Genomic DNA, 25335 nt, shown 5'->3' with positions numbered 1-25335 from the left:
CCCCGCACGTGAACCCGCGAGACGAACTCGCCGACTATCTGCGACGGCAGTTGGTCGGCCCCGCTCATGGCGAGGAGGAGATGCTCGACGCTCCGCCGGACCGGCAGTACCTGATGGGCACTCTCTATCCGCAGGACTCTGACCTCCAGCGGCGGCTGGCCGAGACCGCCGAGGAGCTGGAGGGGCCGGGTACCGAGAATGACGCAGTCGACACGGCCCCGGCGGCGGATCCCATTCCAGAGTCGAACTCCTGGCTGCCGTCCTCTCTCGGATTCAGCTTCTACACGGACGGCTCGGCCGTGGAGGTCCTGTGCGGGGCCGCCCGCTACGCAACGCGGCAGGGCGAGCGGGCCCGACAATGGCAGCGGGTCCCGCTCCCCGTGGAGACGGTGACGCTCGGGGCGGACGAGGACGAGATCACGGTCCTCGACGGTCGGGCACAGATCCGGCTGCGCCGGCGCCCGTTCGGCGGCGGGCAGCTCGTCACGGTCGCCCTCGTGAACACGGCGCGGACCGACGCCCGGACCGCGACGGGCGGGAGCCGGGGCGGGCAGTGGGACCGCATGCTGTTCCAGGTACGCCTTGAAGCCCGTCCCCTCGACGGGCGGATCCGCCCGTACCCGAGTGTGCGGCTGGCCAGTCGTGACCCCGAGGAGCAGGAGCTGCGGCTCCAGTACCGCCATATCGTCACGTACGCAGTCGGACACGGCTGCGCGGTGCGGGAGATCCTCGACGAGGGGGGTGGTGTCGCAGGCGTAGCGGCCGCGGTGATGCCCCGGTCCGAGGTACCGGCTACGCGGGCCGCGGGGCCGGTCGGACTGCCCGTCCTACGGGTGTCTCACCTGTCCGACCCGACGGTGCCACGGGACGCTCTACGGGCGGAGCTGCTCGACTTCGCCGCCGGGTACCGCCGGTGGTTCGAGGAGCAACAAAACAGCCCGGTCCCCGGCTGGGGCAGGGAGGCAGGCGAACGGATCCTCGGCCGGATCGAGGCCGTCGTGGACCGCGTCGAGTCGGGCGTGCGCACCCTGTGCGACCCCGGACGGCCGGAGTTGCTGGCGGCGTTCCGTACGGCGAACCGCGCGATGGCCCTGCAGATGCGGCATTCCGCCTCTGACCGGGCGGGCGAGCGCCGGGCCCGGCTGCGGACGCCAATGAGCGAGCCCGAGCCGTTTGCGGACGCGGCGTGGCGCCCGTTCCAGCTGGCGTTCTTCCTGCTGGCGCTCGACGGGGTGGCGGATCCCCAGCATCCGGACCGCGAGGTCGCGGATCTGATCTGGTTCCCGACCGGTGGCGGCAAGACCGAGGCGTACCTGCTGCTTGCCGCGTTCGTGATGGTGCTGCGCCGGAACGCGCCGGACGGCGGGGGCACTGCGGTGCTCAGCCGCTACACCCTGAGTCTCCTGACGACGCAGCAGTTCCAGCGCGCCGCGACCACGGTCTGCGCGCTGGAGCGGCTGCGCCGGGACGATCCCTCGGCGCTGGGCGAGGAACCGTTCTCCATCGGCCTATGGGTGGGAGAGGCGACGTCCCCGAACACGTACGACGCGGCGCGCAGGGTGTTCGAGGACGTGAGGGCCGCAGCCCGGCCGGAGGACGTGTTCATCCTGGACCGCTGCCCTTGGTGCGGGACGGGCATCCTGCCACGCCACAAGTCGCCGGACATCGGCGACTACGGGGTGCGGGCGGATGGGGGCTCGTTCGCGTTCTTCTGCCCGAGCGACGACTGCGCCTTTCACGACGAGCTTCCGGTCGCGGTCGTCGATGAGCACTTGTACGACCGGCCACCCACCTTTGTCCTGGGGACCGTCGACAAGTTCGCGCGACTCGCCTGGGAGGCCCGCTCGGGTCGGCTGTTCGGATTCGGTACGGGCGGGGCAGGAACGGACGGCGCTGGAAAGGATACGGTCCCTCCGTCCCTGGTCATCCAGGACGAGCTCCACCTCCTGACAGGGCCGCTGGGGTCGACCGTCGGTCTGTACGAGGCCGCGGTTCTCGGCCTGTGCACCCGAGACGGCATCGGTCCGAAGGTGGTCGCCTCGACGGCGACGATCCGCCGTTCCGGGGAGCAAGTGCGCGGCCTGTACGGGCGCGAGGTGCAGTTGTTCCCGCCAGCCGGGCTCGATGCCCGCCGCTCGTACTTCGCCGAGCCCGACACCTCCCGCCCCGGCCGCGACTACGTCGGCGTGATGGCGCAGGGCCACACTGCCGGCCGCGCGTCCGTCGCCACCGCGGCGGCGATGCTCCAGGGGGCGTGGGAGTTGCCGGAGGAACACCGGGACGCCTACTGGACCCTGGTGGCCTACCATCACAGCCTCCGGGAGCTCGGTCGTACGGTCACCGCCGCGGCCGACGACATCCCGGCGCAGCTCGCCGGGCTCGACGGCGGGCGGGGCACCCGACCGCTGTCGGACGGCGAAGTGCAAGAGCTGACAAGTAATCTGCCGAGGGCGGAGCAGCCCGTGCTGCTCGACAGGCTGGAGAAGCCGTACACGGCCGCGGACGCCGTGTCGTTCCTGCCATGCACCAACATGCTGTCGGTCGGCGTGGACGTGAAGCGGCTCGCCCTGATGCTGATGCAGGGACAGCCGAAGACCACGGCCGAGTACATCCAGGCCACGAGCCGGGTGGGGCGCCACGCGGTGCCCGGGCTCGTCGTGACGTTTTTCAACGCCACCCGGCCCCGGGACCGTTCGCACTACGAGACCTTCGACGTGTACCACCGGTCGCTCTACCGGTACGTGGAACCGACGAGCGTGACGCCGTGGTCCACGCCGTCCCGCCGCCGGGCCCTGCATGCCGCGCTCGTCATCCTCGTACGCCACGGGCTCGGCCTGTCCGCCGAGAACCGGGCGGGTGACGTGCTGGACCGGCTGGTGGAGGCCGATGCGATCGTCGAAGGGCTAGCCACCCGGGCGGCAGCCGGTGACCCCCGGGTCGCCGAGGCGGTGCGTGAGGAGCTCGACGAGCTGCTGTCCGACTGGCAACAGCGGGCGCTCGACGCCCGCAAGGAGGGCAAGGAGCTGTACTACCGCAGCCAGGGCAAGGGTCAGATGAACCTGCTGAAGAACTTTGAGCGGCCCGGGGGGCTGTGGGAGACCCCGCACTCGATGCGCAACGTGGACCGGGAATGCCAGGTGACGGTGAAGGGGGCGGACCTGTGAGCAGGCGGCTGCGGGTGCGCCAGGCCCAGACGGTGCTGCCGTTCGGGGTCGGCGCGGTGTTCGACATCCAGGGCGAGTCGTTCGTGGCGACGGGCATCGGGGACTGGCCGAGGCAGCGGCAGGAGGTCGTCTCGCCCCGTCTCGCCTCGCGCCTCGGAGCGAGCGGTTTCTACGCGGCTCCCCCGGCGCCTGATGACCGCTTCGACCGCCAGGACGCGGCGGGTGCGCCGTACATCCGCTTCCCCTCCTGGCTGTTCTGCGGTTCCTGCCGGCGCATGGCCCGCTGGCGCGTCGCCGACGAGAAGCCGGGGATGCCGCCAAGCTGTTCCGGCTGCTCGCCGTTGCGCCGGCTGACGCCCATGCGGTTCGTGCAGATCTGCGCCGGGGGGCATCTCGGGGACGTCGACTGGTGGTTCTGGGCCCATTCCAGGCTCGATCCAGCGGCCCGGCAGGCCTGCACGACGCGTGAGCGGCTCCGTTTCGGCGTCTCGGAGCGGGCAACTGGCCTCGAAGCGCTCTCCGTGACCTGTCTGGCGCGGGGCTGCGGAGCCTCCCGGGACCTGCTCGACGTACTCGGCACGCACGGCATGCGCTGCTCGGGGCGGAATCCCTGGCAGCGGTTGGGCGAGGCAGCCGACTGCATCAGGCCCGTCCAGATCGTGCAGCGGACGGCGGGCAACGTGTACTACCCGGTGGTGAGTTCTGCCCTCGACATCCCGGAGGCCGAGGGCGCGACCGGGGTGGATGCCGTTGGCTCGGACGAGTTGCTCGCCGAGCGTGTCCGCGCCTCCGACCTGTGGATCCCGCTGTGCAAGGAGGCCGGCACGGCCCGGGGCCTCCTCTACCGCGATCTCATCAAGGAGGACACTGGCGCGGACGACGTCCTGCTCGACGCACTCCTTGCAGAGGAGACCGGCTCGCCCGTGCCGCCCGGCCCCATCGCTTCGGTCGGCAGGCCCGGTGCGTTCAAAGAGACGGGAGATGGGGGCGGCGACAACCCCGTGGTGCCTGACATGAGCCGCGAGGAGTGGGCGGCGTTCATGGCACCGACCCCGCCTGCCACCAGAGACTTCGCGGTCCGCGCGACCGGTCTCGGCCTCGACGGCGAGCGGGCGGAGCCGTGGGCGGGGCTGCGGAAGAGGGTGGGCCGGATCGTACTCGCCGACCGGCTCCGAGAGGTACGGGCCCTGCAAGGCTTCCGCCGCGTGTCGCCGAACGAGACCTTCGTCCCGGCCGACACCAAGCGGCAACTACGGTGGCTACCCGCCGTGGAGGTCTTCGGCGAGGGGGTCTTCCTCACCCTGGACGAGGAGGCGCTGCGGTCCTGGGAGCAGGACGAGCGGGTGGTCAGGCGAGTCAGCGGGATGAGCGAGGACCTCTCCCGCTCGTTCCAGGCCGATCGACTGGCCGCGGTGACCGGCGCCACGCTCTCCCCGCGGTTCGTCCTCTTGCACACACTCGCCCACCTCCTCATCCGGCAGCTGTCGTTCGAGTCGGGGTACGCGACGGCGAGCCTCCGCGAGCGGGTGTACGCGCGCCCGGAGCACGACCAGTTCGGGGTGCTCGTGTACACGGCGGCAGGGGATGCCGAGGGCACCCTGGGCGGGCTCGTCCAGCAGGGCGAACCCCCGCGGCTCGCCGAGACCCTGCTGCGGATGACGGAGGCGGCGGCCTGGTGTTCGGCGGACCCGTTGTGCGCCGAACACACCGGTCAGGGCTTCGACAACCTGAACCGGGCGGCGTGCCACGCCTGCACCCTGCTGCCGGAAACCAGCTGCGAGACGGGCAACGCCCTGCTCGACCGCACCCTGGTGGTCGGCGGCGGTCAGGTGCCCGGCTACTTCGAACCGATCGTGACGGCGGCGCGCGCCGCTGCGGCGGCGGCCGGGGAGTGAGCAGGCGATGACCCTCACCTACACGGATCTGACGGCGCACCAGCGCACGGCGCTCGACGCGCTGCCCTTCTCGGGGAACCACGTCGTCAGCGGCCCGCCCGGGAGCGGCAAGAGCGTGCTGGCCGTGCACCGCGCGGTGATGCTGGCTCTCACTGGTGGCCCGACGGTGCTGCTCACCCGTTCCCACCTGCTGCGGCAGTCGATCCGACCCGCCGTAACCGCCCTCGGGCCGGAGGAGGACGGCGTGACAGTGTCGACCGCCCACGCGTGGCTGGCCAGCTGGTACCGGCAGCGAACCGGGACCACCGCGCCGCGCACGGATGACGGGTGGTACGACTGGCGGGCCTTCGTCCGGGAGGCCACCCTGGCCGAGCCAGTGGCCGACCTGTCGGTGGTCGTAGACGAGGGGCAGGACCTACCCCAGGAGTTCTACCGCTTCTGTCGGCTGCTGGGAGCCCGGATCACGGTGTTCGCGGACGAGTGCCAGCAGCTCACGGAGACCCACTCGACGCTCGCGGAGGTGTCGAAGGCGCTCGGTGGGTGCCCGGTGCAGGAGATTGGGGGCAACCACCGCAACACCCAGCAGATCGCGGAGCTTGCGGGCCACTTCCACGTCGGACGAACGCCTCCGGACCTTCCCGCGCGCCAGGGGCCGCCCCCACGCCTGCATGCCCTGCCCAGGCCGGGTGCCGTCGTCGAACTGGTTCTGGGGCTCGCACAGACGCAGCCCCGTCAGACCATCGGGGTGATCCTCGGATCCACCCGGGCCCAGTTCGACCTGGTGACCCGACTCGACCGGGCCGCGCCGCGGCTGAACGCGCAGATGTACACATCGGAGGCCACCCAGGGCCGATATCGCACGCTCGACCTGGCGCGCCCCGGCGTCGTCATCGTCCACCGGGCTAGCGCCAAGGGGTTGGGCTTCGACGTCGTCGTGGTCCCGGACACGCACGTGGACTCCGCTACCGACCCCACCTCCGCCTCGCTGCGCATGGCCTACTACGTCCTCGCCACCCGGGCGCGGCATGAACTGCACCTTGGGTACGAGGGCGCCAGCGAACCTCCCCTGCTCGCAGGGATCCCGCGAGGGAGCCTCGTCCGGCCATGAAGTGCGGCCCCCAGTAGGACAGTCAAAGGAGTTGGAACGGACTGCCGCTTGGCACAGGGGCCATCTCCAGGGTGCGGACGGATACCTCAGACGTAAGGCGGGCTCCCGAAGAGCGGCGACGTCGGCTTACCACCCTGTAAACACCGAGGAGCTCCACCGATCCGTCGGTGGAGCTCCTCGGTGTGTGGCACTTCGCTCCTCTATTCCAGGTAGGCGCCAGCAAAGACACCGTCGAAGCCGAGCGCAGAAAGACCCTCGTCGAAGTGGGGTAGGTCGTGCCGTACGGGCTGGCGATCAGGGCGTCCAAGTCGGCGCGGCTGATCTCGGGTTCGAGCCACTGGTTGCTGCACCGGCAGCAGATCCAGACGTTGCGGCCGTGGTTGATGAGCAGCCAGTCACGTCGGGCCCGGCAGGCCGAGCACATCACGGGTATGCCGCCGAGGGCGAGTTCGTGTGGGTGGCTGACGCAGCGTGTCGCGCCGGGGCCGTTGGCCGGCTGCGTCTCGTACTGGAGTTGCAGCAGGGGGTCGGTGCCGGTGGGAAGGATGGGCAGCGCGGGTACCGGCTCCGTGGTGCGGTCGGTGGTTCTGGGCACGAGCGTCATCTCCCGGTCGAGGGCTTCCTGTTTTCATCCGTAACAGCAGGTGGAACCGGCTGTCCAGGCATTTCGTGGAGTCTGGTCGGTCGGTGGCATGCCTTCCGTACGCGCTGATCAGCGGCGCGGTGGACGGCTGCGCGGGTCAGAGACGGCAGGGCGGGGCGCCGCTGTGGGTGCGTTCCGTTCGCTGGTGCGGTTGGCCGGGGTCTTGGTCGGGCGGGTGCCTGCCTGCGGGCGACGGGGAGCTTCGCCCGGGTGGGCGGGGAGCTGGGCGAGGCGGCGAAGGCGCCAGACCAGGACGTCGTTCACGTCCGCAGCGGTGTCGAGTTCGCGCATGTCGATGGCCTGTTGCAGGAGGGCCTCGGGGTCGTGGCCAGCCTGCTCGGCCTGGGCGAGGGTGGCGACCAGGGCGTCGGTCTTCGTCGGCATGCCATCTGCTCGTACGCCCTGCTCCGGCAGAGCCGCGCGGAGGGTGGCCTCGTGTGACCGGCGTTGAGTCTCGGGGAGGGCACGGCCTTGGTCGTGCAGCACCCGCATCGGCGTGGCTGCGGCCTGACGGTAGGCGGCGCGCAGATACTCGGCGGCCAATCGGGAAGCATGGGCCTGCTGGGCGTGACCGCGAGCGGAGTGCCAACGGGCGGCGGCGAGAGTGACCAGGATCAGCGTGGAGACGAGCATGGCTGTGGTGCCGCCGCCCTCGCCCCGGCCGAGCGCGCCGCCGGCCTGGACGATGCCCCGGGCGGCCGAGCGGAGCGCCCGGGTGTCGGCGCGCTCTGCTCGGACCTGGCTGCGGGTCGCTCGCTCGAAGGCTCGGGCGGCAGCAGCCAGCTCGGCGCGGGTGGCGACCGGGGAGGTCTGGGCGACCGCGTCCAGGAGTTCTCCGACGCCGACGAGCTGGGCGGCGGCTTCATCGTCGTCGCCGTCGAGGAGGACGGCGGCACGCTCGGCGATCCCGGTGGCGCTCCGTCGCTCTCGGGCGGGCGGGGACCAGTCCGCCCGGTCGCCAGCGGCCGAAGGCGTTGCCCGCTCGGCGGTACCGTCGGCAAGGCGGAGGCGGATCTTCGGAAGGGACAGGTCGGGGGCCAGCTTGGAGCCGGGGTACCAGACCGGTTCACCGTGGCGGTTGCGGTCGCCTGGAAGGGCCACGTTGTAGCCGAGCGCGTCGCCGGACGGGGCGTGGCGCACCTTCACGCGTAGGCCCGCCTCACGGAGCCGGGTGAAGAACTCCTTCTCGTCGTCCGCTCCCGCGACGGCCTGGCGGACGGCTTCGCGGAGCGTCTCGCGGGAGGTCTCGGGGCGGCCGGTGCGTTCGGCCTTGAACTTCTCGGCGCTGGTGGGATTCTTCGCCGCGGTGCCGTCGCCGGCGTTGAGGCGGCGCAGGCCCATCTCCTCCTCGATGCGCCGGCAGACGGCCTGGGCCTTGTTGAAGTCGTAGTTGAGGCGGGGATTGCGCAGGTCGCCACGGACCAGGGTGGCGACGATGTGGATGTGGTCTTCTGCGTGGCGGACTGCGATCCACCGGCAGCCGTCGGGATCACCGTCCGGGGCGATGCCGGTGGCGTGGACGATGCGCTGGGCGACGGCGTTCCACTCCTCGTCGGAGAGCCGCCGGTCGCCGGGGGCGGTCCGGACCGAGCAGTGCCACACGTGCTTGGCGGGCGCGCGGTCGCCGGCCTGCTTGACCCGGAGGTCGAGGGCTGCGGTGAGGCGGGCGAGGGTGACTTGCGGTTCGGCGTCGCGGCCGGGGTCGGGGGCGAAGCCGTCCCAGGAGCCGACGAGGTGCGCGTCGGTGTGTTCCTCGCGCCGGCCGGGGCCGTAGAGGTAGACGAGGAGTCCGTGGGTGCGGGAGCCGCGTCCGATGTCGGGAACCATCACAGCCGCCTGGTCACCAGGTCGTTCGCCGCGTCGTCGAGGCGGCCGAGGGACCGGGTCAGAACGCTCAGTGCGTGGTCGAGTTCGCCGGGGCGGGGCTGTCCGCCGGCGTTGTGGACGTAGGCGATCTGGTTGATGTTGTTGCCTATCCGGGCCAGGGCGGTACGCAGGGCGGCGAGTTCGTCGATGGCCGCGTCGAGTCCTTCGTTGGTGTGCAGGGCGGTCGAACCGCGGGCGGCGGCAAGGCCAGCAGCTGCGAGGAAGCGGGCGACGGTGACGCCGCGCTGCGCGGCGGCGGCGACGACCTCGGCTTTCTCGTCGTCGGAGAGGCGGGTGGTCGTCTTGCGGGTGCGCTCGCTCGGGTTGCGGCTGCGGCGGCGCGGCTTGCGGTCGGGGAAGGCGGGCGTGCTCGGGCTCGGCTGCTCGAGGTGGTCGTCGCGGTCGGCTTCTCCCCCGGTGACCGGCGCCCCCTGGTGCCGGTTGCCCGGCTGGTCTCCGAGCGCCCTCGCTCGGAGACCAGCCGGGCTTCCCCCGCCCTCGGGGGCGGGGGCAAGTGCGTACGACGGGCAATAGGACCGTCGTACGCGATAGCTTGCTCCGCCGGGAGCCGTCGTGGGGTCACGCTGCTGTCCGGCGGTGGTCACCGCCGGGTCGTCGCTGGTCACGTGCTCGTCTCCGGGTCCTGCTGCTGGATTTCGCGGACGAGTTCCTCGATCCAGTCCATGGCCAGGACCGGGTGGTGCAGGGTCCAGGGACGATGGTGCTGCTCTCGTTGCACGATCCAGGTGGTGTCGGGGCCGGACTGGGCGCGATGGAGATGACCGCGCTGGTGAAGAACGGTCAGCCAGGAGTCGACTTCGGCGGGAGTGGCCGGGTGGGTGCGCATCGGGGTTCTCCGCTTCTGCTCTGGGGGGGATGTGGCGCGGGTGTCCGGAGCGGGTGACCGGCTGGGGTGACCGGCTCGGTCACCCGCTCCGTGGTGTCCGGTCAGTTCCGGGTGGAGGTGACCGGCTGTCCGTGCTGGGCGCGGAGCTGGGCCATCAGGGCGGTCAGGGTGTCGCTGGAGAGCGGGATCTGCTGACCGCGGATCGCCTGGGCGACCACCTTGCGGGTCAGCTTGTCCTCGGCCCTGACCGCTGACCGGGCGATCTTCAGCAGTTCCTCGGTGTCCGTGTCGTGCCGTCGGTCACCCGGTGCCCGGGTCTCTCGGTCAGTGACCGGCGGTGGAGTGACCGGCCGGGTGGTGACCGCCGCCGGGCTGTCCTGGTCGCCGGTGACCGGGGCGGTGGCGTCGGGACGGTCAGTGACCGGCCGAGCCGAGTCCGACTGTCCGGGCAGTTCAGCGGCCTCGTGCGACCGACCTCGGTCATCGGTGACCGGGTTGCTGCTGCCCACCGGGGCGCTGTCCCCGGTCAGTGACCGGGAGGCACGAGCCTGCTTTTCCGGAGACAGCGGCGGCCGGTCGGTGAGCGCGGCGACCGGCTGACCGGGCTTGACCTGACCGACCGCCGACCGGTTCTGACCGACCCGGTCAGTCCGGGTGGTGACCTCGACGCCAGCGCGCCGGTCACCCTGACCTGGGTGACCGAGGTGACCGAGGTCCTCGCGGTCACTGCCCTTGACCGGCCCCCGGGCGATGAGGATGTAGAGGTGGACCGCTCCGGCCAGGGCGAGCGGGGCGATGGTGGACAGCACCGCGACCACCGTGTCCCCGAGCCGGAGGCCGTTGCCGGCGACCGCGTCCTCGTTGAGCCGCACCGCGTGGAGCGCGTTGGCCCAGATACTGGCGGCGGTGGCCGTGCCGAAGAGCGTCCAGACGTAGAGCCGGGCGCGCAGCGGCGCGTCGCGGAGAACCAGGAGGGCCCGGACGCCGTAGGCGATGAACCCGTCGATCACCAGGGGGAAGAGGTAGGTGAGGAAGCCTCGGATGTGGATGGCGACGGCCATCTGCTGCAGCGCGTCGTACGACAGCGCACATCCCGCGCCGCCGAGGGCGATGACGACCGCGCGGTCCCAGCCGGATATGTGCGCCGTCTTCGGCGCGGTCATGGGGGTCACGCCGCCGTCCCGAAGTCGTCGCGACCCAGGCGCTCGCCGCCAGCCTCGGACGAGGCGGTGGCCGTCTCGGGCTGGTTCAGGTCTCGGTTGCGTAGGGCGCGGCGGAGTTCGCGGTACCGCTTCTGGGCGTGCTCCTCGGTGATCTTGAGGAGCCAGGCCAGGCGCTGCTCGGTCACCCCGTGGCGGTAGGCGGCTCGGATGACCGCGCGTCGCTCGGCCTTGGTGAGGTGGATGTCGCGACCGGCGATGGTGTCGTTGACGCGGCTGTAGTCGAGGCGGTGGGCGATCTTCTCGTGCAGAGGTCCGCGCTCCTCCTCGGTCAGTCCGCCTCGGATGCCGTCGGTGTCGCCGGCTTCCAGGGCGGCGTCCAGGCAGACGCGGCGGACCGGGCACTGGCCGCACAGCGCCTTCGCTGCGGTGATCTTGTCGGTCTCATCGGGGTCCGGGAAGAAGATCTCGGGGTCCACCGGGTTGTACTCGGTGCTCTGGCAGACAGCCTGGTCCCGCCAGGTGTGGTCGCCGAGCGACCGGTGGCGGACAGGGCTGTGCGTCGTGCTGGTCATGCGGGTACTCCGATCGCTCTCCGCGCGCAGGGGCGTCGGCGGAGAGGTGCGCTGGGTCGGGGAAGAGCTCGGGCGGCACGCAGCAGGCGCGGCCCGGCGCGATGGCCTGGGGCGGGTCAGGCCGCGAGACGGGGGCGTCTGCGGTCGACCTGCTCGAACTCGACCCGGGTGGTCATCTGTGCGAGCCGGGAGGCGACGCGGTCGCCGAGGTGGGCCCGGAGGTCCCTGATCGCCAGGTTGGTGGTGATCAGGGTCGGAAGCTCGTAGTTGTACCGGCGGTTGATCAGCCGGTACGTCACTTCCTCGACCCACTCGCTGGCCTTGGCCGCGCCGAGGTCGTCGATGATCAGCAGCGGGCAGCGGCTGACGGCGGCCAGCTCCCGCTCGCTGTCGGCTCCGGGCCGGGGCCGAAGGTCGGCGTACAGGTCGGCGGCGGTGGTCGCGCGCCAGCGCACGCCGACCCCGCTCTGCACCAGCCGCCGGACCGCGCCGTACGCCTGGTGTGTCTTGCCGGCGCCGACAACGCCGGCCATCAGCAGGCTGGGGCCGGTGGTGACCTGCCGCCTGGCTCCCTGGTTGGGAGCAACGGCAGCCTCGGCGACGGTCCGGACCCAGGCCAGGACCTCGGGGTGGTCGGCGACGGCGGCCCGGTAGCGCGGGGGCATCCCGGCCGACAGGGCCCCCAGCGGGGAGAAGGGCTCGGGCTCCTGAGCCGGTGCGGCAACGGCGGCGGGGTCGATGTGGCGGGCGGCCAGGATCCGGGCCATCCGGTCCAGGGTGCCCTCGCCGAGGGGCTGCGGCTCGCGGTGACGGGTGCGCATCACAGCTCCTCGGCGTAGGCGGCAGCGGCGTTGGACGGGTTGGTCCACGCCTGATGGGCGGGCACGTTAGGTCGGATTCCCGGCCGCGCCAAACCGCCGGAGCGGGCGTTCATGGCCTCGTTGACCATGCTGGTCAGCACACTCGGGTGCTTGGGGTTGGCCACGAAATTCGCCAGCCCGGCCCTGATGTGCTCCGGCGCGATGCCCTCACCCAGGAGCTTCTTGGTGATCCGCCCGAGGTGTCCGATCACGTCGCTGGGCGGACGCTCGTCACAGGCGGCGATGTACTCGCCGACGAGCTGGTTGGCCGAGACGCCGTCTGTGGGCGCCATGCGCCCCGTAGGGACAAGAGATCCAGGATCCAAGATCCTAGATCCAGGCGCCGAGCCCTCTCCGACGATTCGGGGAAGGTTCGGAGAGCCCTCGGAGAATGCCTCCTGACCTGTGCTCTTCGCTCCAACCTGGCTAAGGGCGCCGCCCGCATGGTCGGCGTCTTCCTGCCAGTCCGCGGAGGCCCCACCCGCGTGTCCGGGAGACGTCGACGTGGCCTTGGCGGGCAGGTCGAGGGCTCGGGGAGCATTCGGCGAGGTCTCGGCGAGTCCTCGGGGAGCAGCAGACGAACCCTCGGTCCGCTTGGTGCAGGAGCCCTTGCAGGGCGCACACCGGTCGGCAGCCTGGTGCTGCGGGCAGGAGGGCAGGCGCGACTGGCTCGGCTTGTCGATCTTCTGGTGCTGGGACCAGGTCACGATGTGGAGATACCGGCGGCCGTCGCAGCCGGTGTACCGGCAGATCAGGCCGGCGGCCGCGAGCTGGTGGAGGTCGTCCTCGACGTGGACCGAGGTGTGCTCGGCGCGAAGGGGCCAGAGGAGCCCGGCGATGATCGCGGCGTTGTCGCGGTGGCGACCGTGGTCGTCGGACTGCGTGAGGAGCCCAAAGAAGGTGCGCTCGGCCTCGACGCTCACTTCGGCGAGCGACTCGGAGACGAACGCCTCCGGCTTGATGGTTCGGATCCGCGCCATGTCAGCGGCCCCGACCGACGGCGACCAGGTCGCTGCGAGTGAGAGTGGCATCGGAGAGGTCGAAGACGTGCGGCCGGTCCCAGTTCGCCTCCGGCCAGACCCGCAGGATCCAGCGGGCGGCGACCCTGACTGTCGTGCGGTTCGGCTCCAGGGTCTTCCCGGCCTCGTCCGTCACGGTGGCGTGCAGGTGGGGCCACCTCTGCTTCGGGTCGTTGAGGCTGACCCGGATGGTGGCCGCGCCCGGGATCATGGCGGCGAGCTGGGCCGCGAGGCGGTGCTGGCGGTCGGTACCCGGGCAGGCCAGGGTTCCGCTCGGCATGGCGAGCATGCGATACTCCGTTTTTCGTAGGAGCGCGGTGCGGCGGTTCTCGTGCAAAAGCCCCGCCGCCCGCGTGATGCGTATGGGCACCTCTCGGGGTGCCAGCCCGGCGCTTGGGAGTTGGTAGCTCCCGGGCGCCGGTTTTTCATTGCCGAGCCATGTCACGGGCCATGCGCTCGCATTCGTCCCACCTCCTCTCTAATGCTCGTTCCACCCCTCCCCGGGGTGCTGCCCGGCGGGGGACGACGAACATACGTAGACACCTGCGGCAAGTCCATCCCTGGCTCGTTACAGGTCGCACCGGGCTCGCGACAGTCGGTATCGGGAGAGTGCTCCCGCGACCGGCCGGCAACGACTGGACCGAATCCGACGGCGCGTTGCGCGAGTGGCCGCGACAACGCAACACGCATAGGGGTCCCCAGGGCTGGCACCATAGAGAGCCGGAGCCCGGCCAGCAGGTGCGATACGGAAACGTACGTCAGTTGCGGAAATGTATCAAGCCTGGGCTACAGTTGCCCCAGAGGCCGCCACCACCGGCCCGATCACCACCCCGCAGGAGTTCATGTGCCACGTCAGTTCGACGGCAGCCGCGTGCGTGCTGTCCGGCGGGGCAAGGACCTCCATCAGAAGGCATTGGCCGAGATGGTGGGCGTCAGCGCCCCCACGGTCGCGAGATGGGAGAGCGGCCAGGACTTCCCCAAGGGTGAGAAGCTCCCCGCGATTGCAGCGGCTCTCGGTCAATCGCTCGATACCCTTTTCCCCCACGACGGTCCGCCGGATCTGCAGCTCCTGCGCTGCGACGCCGGCCTCAGCGTGGCGCAGGCCGCTGCGATCATCGGCGCGAGCCGCGTGCCGGTGAGCAACGCCGAATCCGGCCGGCGCCGGCTCAGTGATGCTTACGTGCAGCCGCTCGCACAGGCGTACGAGGTGACCGAAGAGGAATTGCTGGCCGCCCAGGACTGCTCGTTCGGACTTCGCCCCACGACCTCGCTTTACGAGCAGACGTCCGCACTCCGCACGGTCGGAGAGAAGATCAACTACCTCTTGCAGTACGGGTACGTTGGCAAAGAAGCACCCTCTGATGAGGAAATCGCGCGGATCGTCAACGAGCATGCGGGCGTGGCGGCCGTCACCATCGACGACATCGTCGCCCTTCGTGCGGGCGCCACGACGGAGGCTTCTGATGTGGTGCGTGCCGGCCTAGCTGAGGCGCTTCAGGTCGACGCGGCCCTCTTCCAGGACGATGCCGAGGTCGACCCTGCGGCCCGCGAATTCCTGGAGGCACTCCGCTTCCTCGGCTCCATTCACAGGGGGCAGATCCTCGGCCTGGCTGCTCGCGGCAACGGCGGGGGTCTGTCCGCCGAGATGATGGCCAAGATCAACGAGCTCGTCGGAGAGCTGAAGCACAAGCTGCCCGAGGTGCAGGACGGGCAGTGACGCCGTTGGCGAGTGCTCCTCGGAGCTTGGCCTGCATGAGGCGTTTCCGAACTGTCGGCTTGGCGTCTGACACTGACATCGACCGCGCGTGCACCAGGGCCGGTACAAGCTGTTTCGCAGCTGCGTAAGTGGCCGACAGCAGCGAAGGGACTACGGCGACACCCCTTGCCGGGGTGTCGCCGTAGTCCCTTCGCTGTTTGTGTTCCTTGCGCTCCAGCGCCGAGGGCGGAGGCTCGCTCACCCTCCGCGTCCACTGCCGCCACGACCGCCCGCCCAGGTGGGCGAGCGTCAACGTCCTGGGCGAGTTTGCTGTACCGAGGCGTGGGGCAGCAGGGGCGGCGGCTCACGTCGATATCGAGACCGGTCGGACCGCCGCGCGTCTGGCACCGGGCTACGACGCCGTAAGGTCCACGCCGAGCATCTCGGAGAGAATGGCCACCGTCTGCCGGGGGTCCTGATTGTGCACCCCTGCGAGGCCGAGCCGCTCTGCTACCTGAACGTACGCTTCGGTGTCGTCGACGAAGACGCACTCCTCGGCGGGCAGATCCATGAGCTTGAGCGTGATCTCGAAGAGCTCCGGGTCGGGCTTGCGCAGCAGTTGCTGTTCGGAGATCACCACGACGTCGTACAGCCGCTCAAGCTCGTAGCCGGCGTACAGGTCCCACGGGGTGAGTCCCACGCTGTTGGACAGGATGCCCACCTTGATCCCGGCCCGCCTCGCCGCAGCAGCCGCATTGATCATCAGCGGCTCGGGGCGAAGGTCGCCGAAGATCCGGCCCATCAGGTTGTCAGCCGGCACGCCCAGCATCTTGCCGGCGAACTCGTTCCACTCAGTCTGGGAGACCGCTCCGCGCTCGAGGTCGCTGGTGATCCGGACGCCCTCCTCGTCCTTGTACAGGGCCGTGAGGCAGGCGCCCTGCGGGAGGCCCTCGCGCTGTTCGAACGCGAGCACTACGGGCAGCAGCGGAGTGGTGAGAACGCCTCCGAAATCGAGGATGAGGCCCGTGCGGCGGTTGGACATGCGAGAACTCCAGATTGCTGAGATTTCGGACGCCCATCCAGACCGGATAGCGTCACTGCCCGGCTACACGTGGCGACGGGAGTAGAGGTGCGTCGCAGGCCGGGGTGCACTTACGAGGCGGAGCAAGACCTATCAGTCCGCATGACCCACGGTACCAGCCCAGTTCATGCGACGGACGGTGCCAAATCTCACCCACCGGCCCGCCATTCAAGATCGCCATGCGGCCTGGTTTCGCTCGCGGGAAATAGGGTCCGAACCGAGAAATCAGACCGTGAAGCTAATAGCAGGCTAGCACCCCGGTTCGGATTCCACCTCTATGGAGCGCAGGAGAAGCTCCCGAGCTTGATCCGTGGTGATGTGCGAGTAGGCCGCACTGACTCGCGCAAGCCACGCCGCTTCACTATCGGTGTCAACGAACGGTTTCTCTCTCAGGGGGGCAGTGACGTACGGGTTGGCTTGCGAGGTGTCAGCGGCCTGGAGCGCGGCCTTAATCCAGTACGCTTCCGCGGCCGACTCAGGGTCGGGGTGCAAGGCGGTGATGTCCTCGGCGGCGAACATCAGGTCTCGTGGAGCGTAATAACGCAGCTTCTCGCAAGCGTCAGCAATGTCCTGAGTCCATCGGTCCAGGCGAACATCGATGGGGACGCGTATGTGCCTGAGTTCCGCGAGGCGCCGCCCCGGCGGATACAGGCTCGTCCCGGGAAACGCATCCACCAGGTCGAACCAGAGCGGGTAAGTCCTGTACAGGGTGTGCCAAGTTCTCCACCGGGCCGCCGCCGCGCGTGTGGTGGGAATGCTCGCACCTACGGCAACGATCAGGAACAGCAGGTTCATCCATATCGCTGTGGCGTCTACAAGGAACCGGACCGTGGAGAGACTTAGAGGGAACGCGACCGCAGCCCAAAGGATGGCGATACGCGCCAATGTATGGGTCAACCCCATCCACATGGAAATCCCCATCAAGCCCAGCCCGACACGCATGCTCGTGTTCTCGACCCGTCGCGCCGCCCTCGTCCACTGGTAGCCGCAAACTGCGGTCGTGATGAGCGGAAAGAAGTAAAACACGGTCATGTAGACCGCGACCCCCCATTGCCCAGCGTGGTCGACGAGGAAGTTCTGGCTCGGCTTGTCGCGGTCCACCACGGTGAAAAACAGGACCGTGAGCAGAATGACGCCTATCGCTCCCGTCCCGTAGGACGCGCGTGCGATCCGGCGGGAGACCGCTACGTGGCGGGGTACGACCGTCTCCGAGCTCCTCCCGTAGCTGGTGGCGACGTAGGTCAGGGCCGCGATGATCGCCGCGGTACTGGCAAAGTGCCTGAGCAGGGCGCTCAGGTCCACTACTGGAATGCGATCCACCGCATCCATTGCTGTTGGCGTGTAGAGCCAGAGAGCCACGGCGAATCCCGCATAACCGCCCCAGAGCGCCCGGCGGTGAGCGTCGGCGTACCGAACTGCAGGGAATCGCCATACGGCGATGAGGGTCATCACGGCCGCAGTAAGGTATTTGATGTAGTCGAACACGGAACCAGTGGGTATCTGCGTCGGCTGCACGTTTCGCCAGCCGGAAGGCCAGTCGGCCGCAGCCTCAATTGCCAATAGGTGGACTGCGCGATGTGGCGGAAGCCGTAAGGCCAGGAGTTGCGCCTCAGCGGTCGCCAGTCGATCGCGGCTAGAGTCGGCGCCGCGGTGGAGCAGCGACTGGGTGAGCAAGTGAATGCTCCAGGAGGCTGACCATGTCATCTCCCGTGAAGGACTGACGGCGTGCCAGCCGCTTTATCAATGAAGCCGAAAGCTCGGCCTGCTTTTCCTCGGGGCTGCCAAAATCTACGCGCCCTTGAACCAGAGCCGACGGGAAACGCCGAAGGACTTCCTGACGAATGCGCTCAGGGACGTATCGCTCGATCTCTGCATCCGTCAGGGAGGTACCGTGGTTCAGCCACTCGTGCGCGAGCTCATGGAGAATGATGTGCTCGGTTTGATTGCGACTCGAACGGCGGCGATAGAGAATTATCGTGAACTCCGGCGCTTTGACCCGGAGACCGCATGCCGTGCCCAGACCCCCATCGGCGTCATCCAGTGGCACTAGCCGAATCTGACGCCCCAGCGCGCCCTCCATGTTCCGCACCAGCGCCTCGACGCTGAAAGGAGCCGGGATAGGCAGATCGGCGAGCAGGCTCTCACATTCCTTCACGAGGGCGCGCCGTGAAGGGTCCCTACGCCAACGCATCGTCGCTCCATTGAAATGCTACTGAGGTGTTCACTGCCAGCCCGCGAGGCGCTAGTAGCCAGGAGCTTGTGCTTGAGGTGCGCGGCGGTCGGCCGACACACGCTGTCTACGCCTAATCGTACAAGGAGGAAAGTGCGATCTACGCAGGACGGGCTGTTGTGAAGGTCACCCAAGCGTGACAGTCTCGCAATCTGGATCCCAAGATCGAAATTGAGTGACGGCGCGTTGATTGAATTCCGAATGCTTCTGAGGGGAGGTCGGTCCGCCGCCCTACTTCTTGAGTCGCCTCCAGCAAATGGGGCTGGAGACGAGGGAGATGAAGGCGTTGTGGAGTTCGGTGCGGCGTTCCCAGCGGACAGCGAGGCGTTTGAACTGGTGGAGCAGGGTCTGCTCGACGCCGCAACAGAGCTCGCCCGGCCCCTCGATGTTCGGGGCGCTCCTGCGGGAGATGACCGGAAGGATCCGGCGCCTGCGCAGTTCGCGGCGGTTGGGGTCGGAGTCGTATCCCTTGTCGCCGAGCGATACGGAGTCGACCCGCGCTCTCAGGTCTACGGGCGCACTTGGATCAGCGCGTGAGTACCGCTCGTACGCCAGGCAGCCCCGGACCGTTCGAGGGCGTCCAGCGTTCCCTGCTCCAGGCCGACGATGACGTCGGATTTCAGGGTCCGGAGCGCCGCGACAGCCCCAGGGAAGTAGGCCGTGCGCTCGGCGAAGGGCACGGTCGGGTTCCACAGCCGGTCGCCCACCAGGCGGCGGTAGTTGAGATCACCCTTCAGGATCGTGAGCGCGGTACCCGAGAACTCCTTCCGCAGGTCCTCGGGCATCTCCTCGTACGGCAGCGGAGCGCAGAAGAACGGGTGGGTGCGGACCTCCAGGCTTCCCGCGGCCATGGCCTTCCAGAGTCGGCCGCCGATCCGGCCTGCTTCGCCGGGTGCCTCGGTGAGGCGGCGGAGGCAGTCGACCACGTCCGCGGTCATCGCGTCGGAGACGTAGTAGGGGTAGGGCTTGACGTGAAGCACGACCTGCTCGGCATGCCTGTGTTCGAGGAGGTGGTCGATGAGGACGAGGTCGGGAATCAGCTCACGTCCCGCGTTGTCGGCCACCACGGCTACGGTGGCCGAGGTGCCGGCGGGCAGGAGCTGCCACAGTGTGGTGCTGTCGTCGGCGACCAGGGCCGAGGCTGCGGCGTCATCCACTGCCGACTCCCCCGCCGAGACCCGGAAGCCGAGGTCTGCGCGGTTGCCCCAGAGCGAGGCGTGAAGGAGGGCCGTGGCCCGCTCCTCAGCCGGGGCGCTCGCGAGCGCGTCGAGGGCCCGCAGCTCCTCGTCCACCGCGTCGCCGCGCAGTTCGGCCTGCTTGAACAGCGCGAAGGGATCGACTCCCTGCCAAGGGCTGGTACCGAAGTACCCGACCGCGCCGAGGAGCCTGCGATAGAAGTAGCTCTCCGCCCACAGAAACGGGGCGTCGTACCACGAGCGCCCGAAGTGCTCCTGCCCCCAGGCCGCCCAACGCACGTGGTCGTGGTCCGCGGGGTCGAACGGTTGGACGACACCGTTGGTGATCTCGTCCAGCAGGGCGTCGAGGGCCTCGTGCTGCCGGCGGCCGTACGGGAAAGCGTCTCGCACCTGCCGGATGAGGGCAGGGTGGCGCTTGGCCAGCACACTCCAGGCGAACGAGTCGGGCTCGTTGCCCAGGATGACCGGCGCACCAACTGGGCCGGCCTCGCGAACAGCCTCTTCGCCCGAGGCGTGGGGGGTCTTCTCTGTCATGGTGTCCAGGCCCTTCGCATGTCGTTCACGTGGCCATGATCCCCAGGGGTGTGCTCGCTGTCAGTCCAGCCCGCCGGTGGCTTCGAGGTGAGCGAGGAAGGTGGCCACGAGGCGGGGGCGGGGGGCGTCGGGAACAAGCGCGTCGGGCAGGTCGGCTTCCAGACCCCACTCCGTATACCGAAGTGCATGACGGACCCGCGAACGGGACCTTCCTCCCCCTCATCGATACGGACGAACGTATCCGTCTCCCGCTCACGCAGCTTGGCCTCGATTTCCTCGTAGGTCATGCCCCAGGTGGAACCCTCGGCGGGGCCGAAGACGTACATGGTGCGGAGTTCGGCCAGTTCGGACGCGTCCACGCTCTCGCTCCCTCATCGTGTGCGGTCTCAGAGTTTCCTGAGCGGACTGGCTCGTGATTCGGCGAGGCTGGATCCGGACCGGCCTTGGCGCGTCAGTGCCCTTGACCGAGGTCGTCTCCACTGATGCCCTTGGGCGGTTGGATGACGAACTCGGGGGGTTTCGTGACGGGGGTTGACCTTGGGACGCTGGGGCGCATGAGTGACACGCCAGCGCCAGTTGGGGAGACGCATCCCCTTCGCGGGTGGACGGCTGACGCATGAGGCTTCGGCGCGGGATCTCGATCGCCGTCGTGGCCGCCGGCGGGGTCGTGACGACCATGCTCGTGGGGCTGGTCACGAACGCGGTGTCCGAGTCGGAGTGGCCGGGGTGGCTGGGGTGGCTGCAGAGGCATGCCTGGTTCTCGTTCGTGCTGCTCGGGGGGCTGCTCGTGGTGATGACGGTGCTGGCCGCCCTGTCGGATTCACGGACGCCCGTGCGGCAGCCTGAGTCGGCGCCCCAGAACGAGGCCGAGCCGCCGGGGGCCGCGCTCGTGTTGCGGGCGCTGCCGCGCGACACCGCGGCGTTCACGGACCGGGGTGCCGAGTTGGCGGCGCTCATGGGGTCGGTGAGGGCGGCGCAGGAGAGTGGTGAGGCGCTGCCGGTGCACGTGATCGACGGGATGCCGGGCGTCGGGAAGACGGCGTTCGCCGTGCACGCAGGGCATGCGCTGGCGGAGCGGTTCCCGGACGGGCAGCTGTTCGTGAATCTCAACGGGCACACGACCGGGCGGAGCCCCGTGCAGGCCGGCGAGGCGCTGGCGTCCTTGCTGGCGGCGACCGGAGTGCCCGCGGGGCGTATCCCGGCCGGTGACGACGTGGGCGCGGTCACCGAGGCGAGGGCCGCCATGTGGCGCAGCGGTCTCGCTGGGAAGAAGGCGCTGCTCATCCTCGACAACGCGGCCAGCTACCGTCAGCTGGAGCCGCTGCTTCCTGGGGCGGGCGACTGCCTGGTGCTGGTGACCAGCCGGAAGCGGCTGGCGGCGCAGGAGGAGGTGGTCCTGCCGGTGGTGGCGCTGCCGCAGGACCACGCGGTCGACCTGTTCGTACGGCTCAGTGGGCGGCCGGCGGCATCGCTCGACCGGGACGTGGTCGCGGAGCTCGTCGGGCTGTGCGGGTATCTGCCGCTGGGGGTGTCCCTGCTCGCCGCGCGGCTGCGGCACCACCCGTCGTGGGGCGCGGAGGATCTCCGCGAGCGCCTGTTGGCCGCGCGGGATCGGCTGGGGGAGCTGCGGGCCGGGGAGCGGGCGGTGGCGGCGACGTTCGAGCTGTCGTACCAGGACATGGAGGAGGAGCACAGGCGCTTCTTCCGCGGGCTGGGCTTCTACCCTGGGACCGATCTCGACGCCTACGTGGGTGCCGTGCTTGGTGGCGTGACCATGGCGGAGGCGCGGCGCCAGCTCGACGCGCTGTACGACGCCCACATGATCGACGAACATCCGGGGAGCCGGTACCGGCTTCATGATCTGTTACGTGATTTCGCCCGCGGTCTCGCCGACGAGGGAGGCAGCCGTATGGAGCAGACCCAGGCCGTTCAGCGAGTGTGCCTCTACTATTTGGCCGCTCTCGCCGCCGCGAACAGGCACCTCGTCCGAAGAGGCGCGGTCGCACCCCCACCGCCCGACGAGGCCGCTTCGGTGGAGACCCCGCGCATCGAGTCCCGCGCGGCGGCCCTTGGCTGGCTGGAGAACGAGCGGGCCAACGTCCTCGCCTGCATCCGGCGCGCGAGCGGTCTCGCCCTGCATGAACTGGTCATCCGCCTGGCCGCCGCCATGGCGCCGTTCCTGCGGCAGGCCGGCCCCTGGGACCAGGCTGTCGGGCTCCATCGGACAGCCGTCGACGCCGCCCGGAACACCGGCGACCGCAGGGCCCTCGCCGGGGCGCTCGCCGAGCTCGGAGTCGTACGACGCTTCATGGCCGCCTACCCCGAGGCGATTGAGGCGCTCAACGAGGCGGTGGAGGAGTACGAGGCCGCGGGCGATCGACGCGGCAAGGCCGACGCGCTGAACCAGGCCGGCATCGTCTGGCTCATGACCGCCGACAACGAGGCTTCCGCGCGCGCCCAGACCGAGGCCCTCGCGCTCTACCGCGAGGTGGGCAACAGGCTCGGGCAGGCCAACGCGCTCGCGGACCTCGGCATGGTGCGCCGGCAGACTGGCCGGTTCGACGCCGCCGTGGAGGCCCAGAGCGAGGCGCTGTCGATCTACCGGGAGCTCCACGATCGGTACGGGGAGGCGAACTCCCTCAGGGACCTCGGCGTCGTGCATCGCCTCACGGGCGAGTACGAGCAGGCGGCGCGCCGACACCGCGAGGCGTACGACATCTACGTGGAGCTCGACGACCGGACCCACCAGGCGTACGCGCTCAACGAGCTGGGCGTCGTGAGGAGGCTGACGGGCGACGTCGTCGGTGCCCGGGAGGCGCATGGCCAGGCGCTGGAGCGCTTCACCGAACTCGGGGAGCGGTTCGGTCGCGCGAACAGCATCCGCAACCTGGGGGCGCTGGAGCGCGTGTCAGGGAGCGCCACCGAAGCGGTCCGGATACTGGAGGAGGCTCTGAGTGCGTTCCGCGATCTCGGCAGCCGCGGCGGGGAGGCCGCCGCCCTGAGTGAGCTGGGCGCTGCCCGATGGATGCTCGGCGAGTGGGACGAAGCCATCGAGGCGTTCCGGCGCAGCCTGGACCTCCACCGGGAGCTGGGGGACCGGTGCGGCGAGGCCGAGGTACTGAACCACTGGGGGCCCTTGGTGCGCGCCTCCGGGGAGGCGGAAATTGCACGGGGGTATTTCGAGGAGGCCCTCGCCCTGGCTCGAGACATCCGCTCTCCGCTGGAAGAGGCGCGGGCTCTGGAAGGGATCGGCCGCTGCGACTTGATCACGGCCGGGGTGACGCGGGCCGAAGGCTATCTGCGGAACGCCGCCGCCCTCTACCGGCGGCTCGGAGCCGATGCGGCGGCCCAGGAACTCGAAGAGCTGCTCGCCCCACGCGCCGGATAGCCCGGTCGTCACCTGGCCGGAATTCGTATGCCGCCGACGACAACAGCCCTGCTACGGTGCCGAGTCGGTCTGTCGCTTCAACCACCGTCGCACACCACGAGGAGCGTTGAATGTCGCCACGTACGCCCATGCTCGCGCCGCCCGTCTGCCCAGAATCCATCGAGGGCAATGCCGTCCTGGAACGGATCGCCGCCCGTGTACAGCAGCGACTCGACGAGGAGAAGTCCGAGGCGGACGGCTTCGCCGAGGGGCCTCACGCGGCGTCTCTCATCTGGCCCTGGTGGTTCTGAGTATCGGCGCTCGATGACCTCGCTCGAAGAGACCGCACCCTTTCGGACCTTCATTCTCAAGGTCGCGAACCGCTGCAACATCGATTGCGACTACTGCTACGTCTTCAACTCCAAGGACCAGTCGTGGCGGCACCTGCCCGTCCGGCTCGGTGTGGACGTGGCGAGGGAGGCAGGCCGGCGCATCGGCGAGCACGCCACGGCGCACGGCCTGCAGGCCGTCCACGTCGTCCTGCATGGCGGGGAGCCGCTGCTGGCCGGCCGCCGGCACGTGGCAGAGCTCCTCGATGCCGTACGCGAAGGCGTCCCGGCGGACGTGAAGGTCCGCTTCGAGCTTCAGACCAACGGGACGCTCCTCACGAAGGCGTGGCTCGACCTGTTCGAGAAGTACGGCGTGGTTGTCGGCGTGAGCCTCGACGGGCCCCCGACCGCGAACGACCGGCACCGGCTGACCCACACCGGCCGGTCCAGCTCCGCGGCCGCCGTCCGCGGCATCGAGCTGCTGCGGGACCGGCCGCACCTCTTCGCCGGTCTCCTCGCCGTCGTGGACCTGGCCGACGATCCCGTCGAAGTCCACGACTACCTCGCGTCCTTCGAGCCGCCGGTCATCGACTTCGGTCTTCCGCACGCCACCCACGACGACCCGCCGCACCGCAACAACCCCGACATGCCCGAGTACGGGCTCTGGATGAGCCGGGTGTACGACGCCTGGCTCGCCCGGCCCGAGCACCGGCACAGCATCCGGATGCTGGAGGACATCGTGGCGCTCAGCTCTGGCGTGCGCGGTGCGGTGGAGACGCTTGGCCTGGCCCCGCCGACGAGCGTCGTGATCGAGTCCGACGGGACGATGGAAGCCGTGGACACGCTGCGCTCCGTCGAAGAGGGCGCCTCCCGGCTCGGGCTCGACGTCTTCCAGCACTCCTTCGACGAGGCGTCGCGTCACCCGAAGCTCCTGCGCCGGGCAGACGGCAGGGCCGCGCTCGCCGAGAAGTGCCAGAGCTGCCCGCTGGTGGACGTCTGCGGCGGCGGCTACCTCCCGCACCGCTTCAGCGCCGCCCGCGGCTACCGGAACCCCTCCGTCTACTGCGCGGACCTGGAGTACCTGATCCGCCACGTCCAGGACTCCCTGCGCGCGAGCGGGTGGGACGAGTACGCGCCGGCAGTGAAGTCCCCATGAGGCCACGGACCGTAGCGCCGCCGAGGTGTCGAGCGTTGGAGCCGGTGTGCGAAGTGAACGACGAACGAGGAACGAGGAGTTGTCCATGACGGTGACGATCCGACCTGCCGAGCAGCGGGACGTCCACGCGGTGGCCGAACTGATCGAGGAGATCGAGCGGTTCTACGGATCGACCGCGATCCAGCCCTTCGAGGAGCGGCGCACGCAGGTGGAGGAAGCGCTCTTCGGCGCGCCGCCGCTGGCCTCGGCTCTCCTGATCGAGGACGAGGCCGGGGACATCGTGGGGCTCGCCGCCTATTCCTTCCTCTGGCCGGCGGCGGGCTCCACGCACTCCCTGTTCCTCAAGGAGCTGTACGTGCGCGACACCCTGCGCCGCCAGGGCATCGGTGCCCGGCTCATGGACAAACTTCGCGCCCTGGCCGCCGCGCGCCCGGGGTGTGGCCGCGTCGAGTGGATGACGGACCGCGACAACCCCGTCGCCCGCGCCTTCTACAAGTCGCTCGGGTTCGCCGAGTTCGATGGGAAGATCGTCTATCGGATCGAGACGACCGGCACGGCGTGAGGGGACGCGGGGGTTGTGAAGGAAGGGCGTTGCGAGCGATGCGAGCT

General features: G+C 69.8%; 21 protein-coding genes. 8 read left to right on the top strand and 13 right to left on the bottom strand.

What is annotated here, in order from left to right; all coding sequences use genetic code 11:
* Positions 1–8 precede the first annotated feature (8 nt).
* From ACFCZ1_RS06335 to ACFCZ1_RS06325, 3 genes are read left to right on the top strand one after another with little or no spacing between them, the layout of a single operon-like run.
* On the top strand, positions 9–3164 hold the full coding sequence (locus ACFCZ1_RS06335; RefSeq protein WP_376677216.1) for a helicase-related protein: 3156 nt from the start codon (positions 9–11) through the stop codon (positions 3162–3164).
* Positions 3161–5059: a DrmB family protein gene (drmB, locus tag ACFCZ1_RS06330; protein WP_376677215.1), complete on the top strand. Its 1899-nt coding sequence runs from the start codon at positions 3161–3163 to the stop codon at positions 5057–5059. Before ACFCZ1_RS06335 ends, drmB begins: the two co-directional genes overlap by 4 nt.
* 7 nt (positions 5060–5066) lie before the next feature.
* Positions 5067–6167 (top strand): DNA helicase, encoded by a 1101-nt coding sequence (locus ACFCZ1_RS06325; protein WP_376677214.1) that lies wholly within the window; start codon positions 5067–5069, stop codon positions 6165–6167.
* Between the two features lie 712 nt (positions 6168–6879).
* On the opposite strand, the gene ACFCZ1_RS06320 is transcribed toward ACFCZ1_RS06325, so the two are convergent.
* The 8 genes from ACFCZ1_RS06320 to ACFCZ1_RS06285 form a co-directional block, all read right to left on the bottom strand.
* Positions 6880–8637: a relaxase/mobilization nuclease domain-containing protein gene (locus ACFCZ1_RS06320; RefSeq protein ID WP_376677213.1), complete on the bottom strand. Its 1758-nt coding sequence runs from the start codon at positions 8635–8637 to the stop codon at positions 6880–6882.
* Positions 8637–9302 carry a MobC family plasmid mobilization relaxosome protein gene (locus tag ACFCZ1_RS06315; protein ID WP_376677212.1) on the bottom strand — a complete coding sequence of 222 codons (666 nt, stop codon included), beginning with the start codon at positions 9300–9302 and terminating at the stop codon, positions 8637–8639. Before ACFCZ1_RS06315 ends, ACFCZ1_RS06320 begins: the two co-directional genes overlap by 1 nt.
* Positions 9299–9523, bottom strand: a complete 225-nt coding sequence (locus tag ACFCZ1_RS06310; RefSeq protein ID WP_376677211.1) for a hypothetical protein — start codon at positions 9521–9523, stop codon at positions 9299–9301. Before ACFCZ1_RS06310 ends, ACFCZ1_RS06315 begins: the two co-directional genes overlap by 4 nt.
* A gap of 101 nt (positions 9524–9624) precedes the next feature.
* Complete coding sequence (locus ACFCZ1_RS06305; RefSeq protein WP_376677397.1) at positions 9625–10686, bottom strand: DUF2637 domain-containing protein; 1062 nt, start codon at positions 10684–10686, stop codon at positions 9625–9627.
* Positions 10687–10691: 5 nt separating this feature from the next.
* Positions 10692–11258: a WhiB family transcriptional regulator gene (locus ACFCZ1_RS06300; protein WP_376677210.1), complete on the bottom strand. Its 567-nt coding sequence runs from the start codon at positions 11256–11258 to the stop codon at positions 10692–10694.
* Between the two features lie 116 nt (positions 11259–11374).
* Positions 11375–12079, bottom strand: coding sequence for an ATP-binding protein (locus ACFCZ1_RS06295; protein ID WP_376677209.1), 705 nt, complete (start codon positions 12077–12079; stop codon positions 11375–11377).
* Positions 12079–13098: a hypothetical protein gene (locus tag ACFCZ1_RS06290; RefSeq protein WP_376677208.1), complete on the bottom strand. Its 1020-nt coding sequence runs from the start codon at positions 13096–13098 to the stop codon at positions 12079–12081. Before ACFCZ1_RS06290 ends, ACFCZ1_RS06295 begins: the two co-directional genes overlap by 1 nt.
* 1 nt (position 13099) lies before the next feature.
* Complete coding sequence (locus ACFCZ1_RS06285) at positions 13100–13426, bottom strand: transcriptional regulator (RefSeq protein WP_376677207.1); 327 nt, start codon at positions 13424–13426, stop codon at positions 13100–13102.
* A gap of 555 nt (positions 13427–13981) precedes the next feature.
* On the opposite strand from ACFCZ1_RS06285, the gene ACFCZ1_RS06280 reads away from it, so the two are divergent.
* The gene (locus tag ACFCZ1_RS06280; RefSeq protein WP_376677206.1) at positions 13982–14854 is read left to right on the top strand and encodes a helix-turn-helix domain-containing protein; all 873 of its coding nucleotides are present in this window, start codon (positions 13982–13984) and stop codon (positions 14852–14854) included.
* Positions 14855–15245: 391 nt separating this feature from the next.
* Here the strand turns inward: ACFCZ1_RS06280 and ACFCZ1_RS06275 are convergent, their stop codons facing one another.
* From ACFCZ1_RS06275 to ACFCZ1_RS06255, 5 genes are all read right to left on the bottom strand, one after another.
* On the bottom strand, positions 15246–15875 hold the full coding sequence (locus ACFCZ1_RS06275) for an HAD-IA family hydrolase (RefSeq protein ID WP_376677205.1): 630 nt from the start codon (positions 15873–15875) through the stop codon (positions 15246–15248).
* A 288-nt stretch (positions 15876–16163) separates the two neighbouring features.
* Positions 16164–17399 (bottom strand): MAB_1171c family putative transporter, encoded by a 1236-nt coding sequence (locus ACFCZ1_RS06270; protein WP_376677204.1) that lies wholly within the window; start codon positions 17397–17399, stop codon positions 16164–16166.
* A gap of 148 nt (positions 17400–17547) precedes the next feature.
* A complete protein-coding gene (locus tag ACFCZ1_RS06265; protein WP_376677203.1) occupies positions 17548–18069 on the bottom strand; it encodes a hypothetical protein in 522 nt (173 codons plus the stop codon).
* Positions 18070–18653: 584 nt separating this feature from the next.
* Complete coding sequence (locus ACFCZ1_RS06260; protein WP_376677202.1) at positions 18654–19874, bottom strand: damage-control phosphatase ARMT1 family protein; 1221 nt, start codon at positions 19872–19874, stop codon at positions 18654–18656.
* A complete protein-coding gene (locus ACFCZ1_RS06255; RefSeq protein WP_376677201.1) occupies positions 19871–20233 on the bottom strand; it encodes a hypothetical protein in 363 nt (120 codons plus the stop codon). Before ACFCZ1_RS06255 ends, ACFCZ1_RS06260 begins: the two co-directional genes overlap by 4 nt.
* A gap of 257 nt (positions 20234–20490) precedes the next feature.
* Here ACFCZ1_RS06255 and haaT point away from each other — a divergent pair, with 257 nt between their 5' ends.
* The 4 genes from haaT (at position 20491) to haaN (ending at position 25288) form a co-directional block, all read left to right on the top strand.
* The gene (haaT, locus tag ACFCZ1_RS06250; RefSeq protein ID WP_376677200.1) at positions 20491–23262 is read left to right on the top strand and encodes a cyclophane-containing RiPP biosynthesis TPR protein HaaT; all 2772 of its coding nucleotides are present in this window, start codon (positions 20491–20493) and stop codon (positions 23260–23262) included.
* A gap of 110 nt (positions 23263–23372) precedes the next feature.
* Complete coding sequence (haaA, locus tag ACFCZ1_RS06245) at positions 23373–23552, top strand: HaaA family cyclophane-containing RiPP peptide (protein WP_351859392.1); 180 nt, start codon at positions 23373–23375, stop codon at positions 23550–23552.
* Positions 23553–23565: 13 nt separating this feature from the next.
* Entirely contained in the window at positions 23566–24726 is a 1161-nt protein-coding gene (locus tag ACFCZ1_RS06240; protein ID WP_376677199.1) for an FxsB family cyclophane-forming radical SAM/SPASM peptide maturase, read from the top strand.
* A gap of 85 nt (positions 24727–24811) precedes the next feature.
* A complete protein-coding gene (haaN, locus tag ACFCZ1_RS06235) occupies positions 24812–25288 on the top strand; it encodes a cyclophane-containing RiPP N-acetyltransferase HaaN (RefSeq protein WP_376677198.1) in 477 nt (158 codons plus the stop codon).
* Positions 25289–25335 lie beyond the last annotated feature (47 nt).

The organism is Streptomyces sp. NPDC056224 (assembly GCF_042267665.1).
Lineage (GTDB): Bacteria > Actinomycetota > Actinomycetes > Streptomycetales > Streptomycetaceae > Streptomyces.
This window is presented reverse-complemented; position numbering and strand designations above follow the sequence as displayed.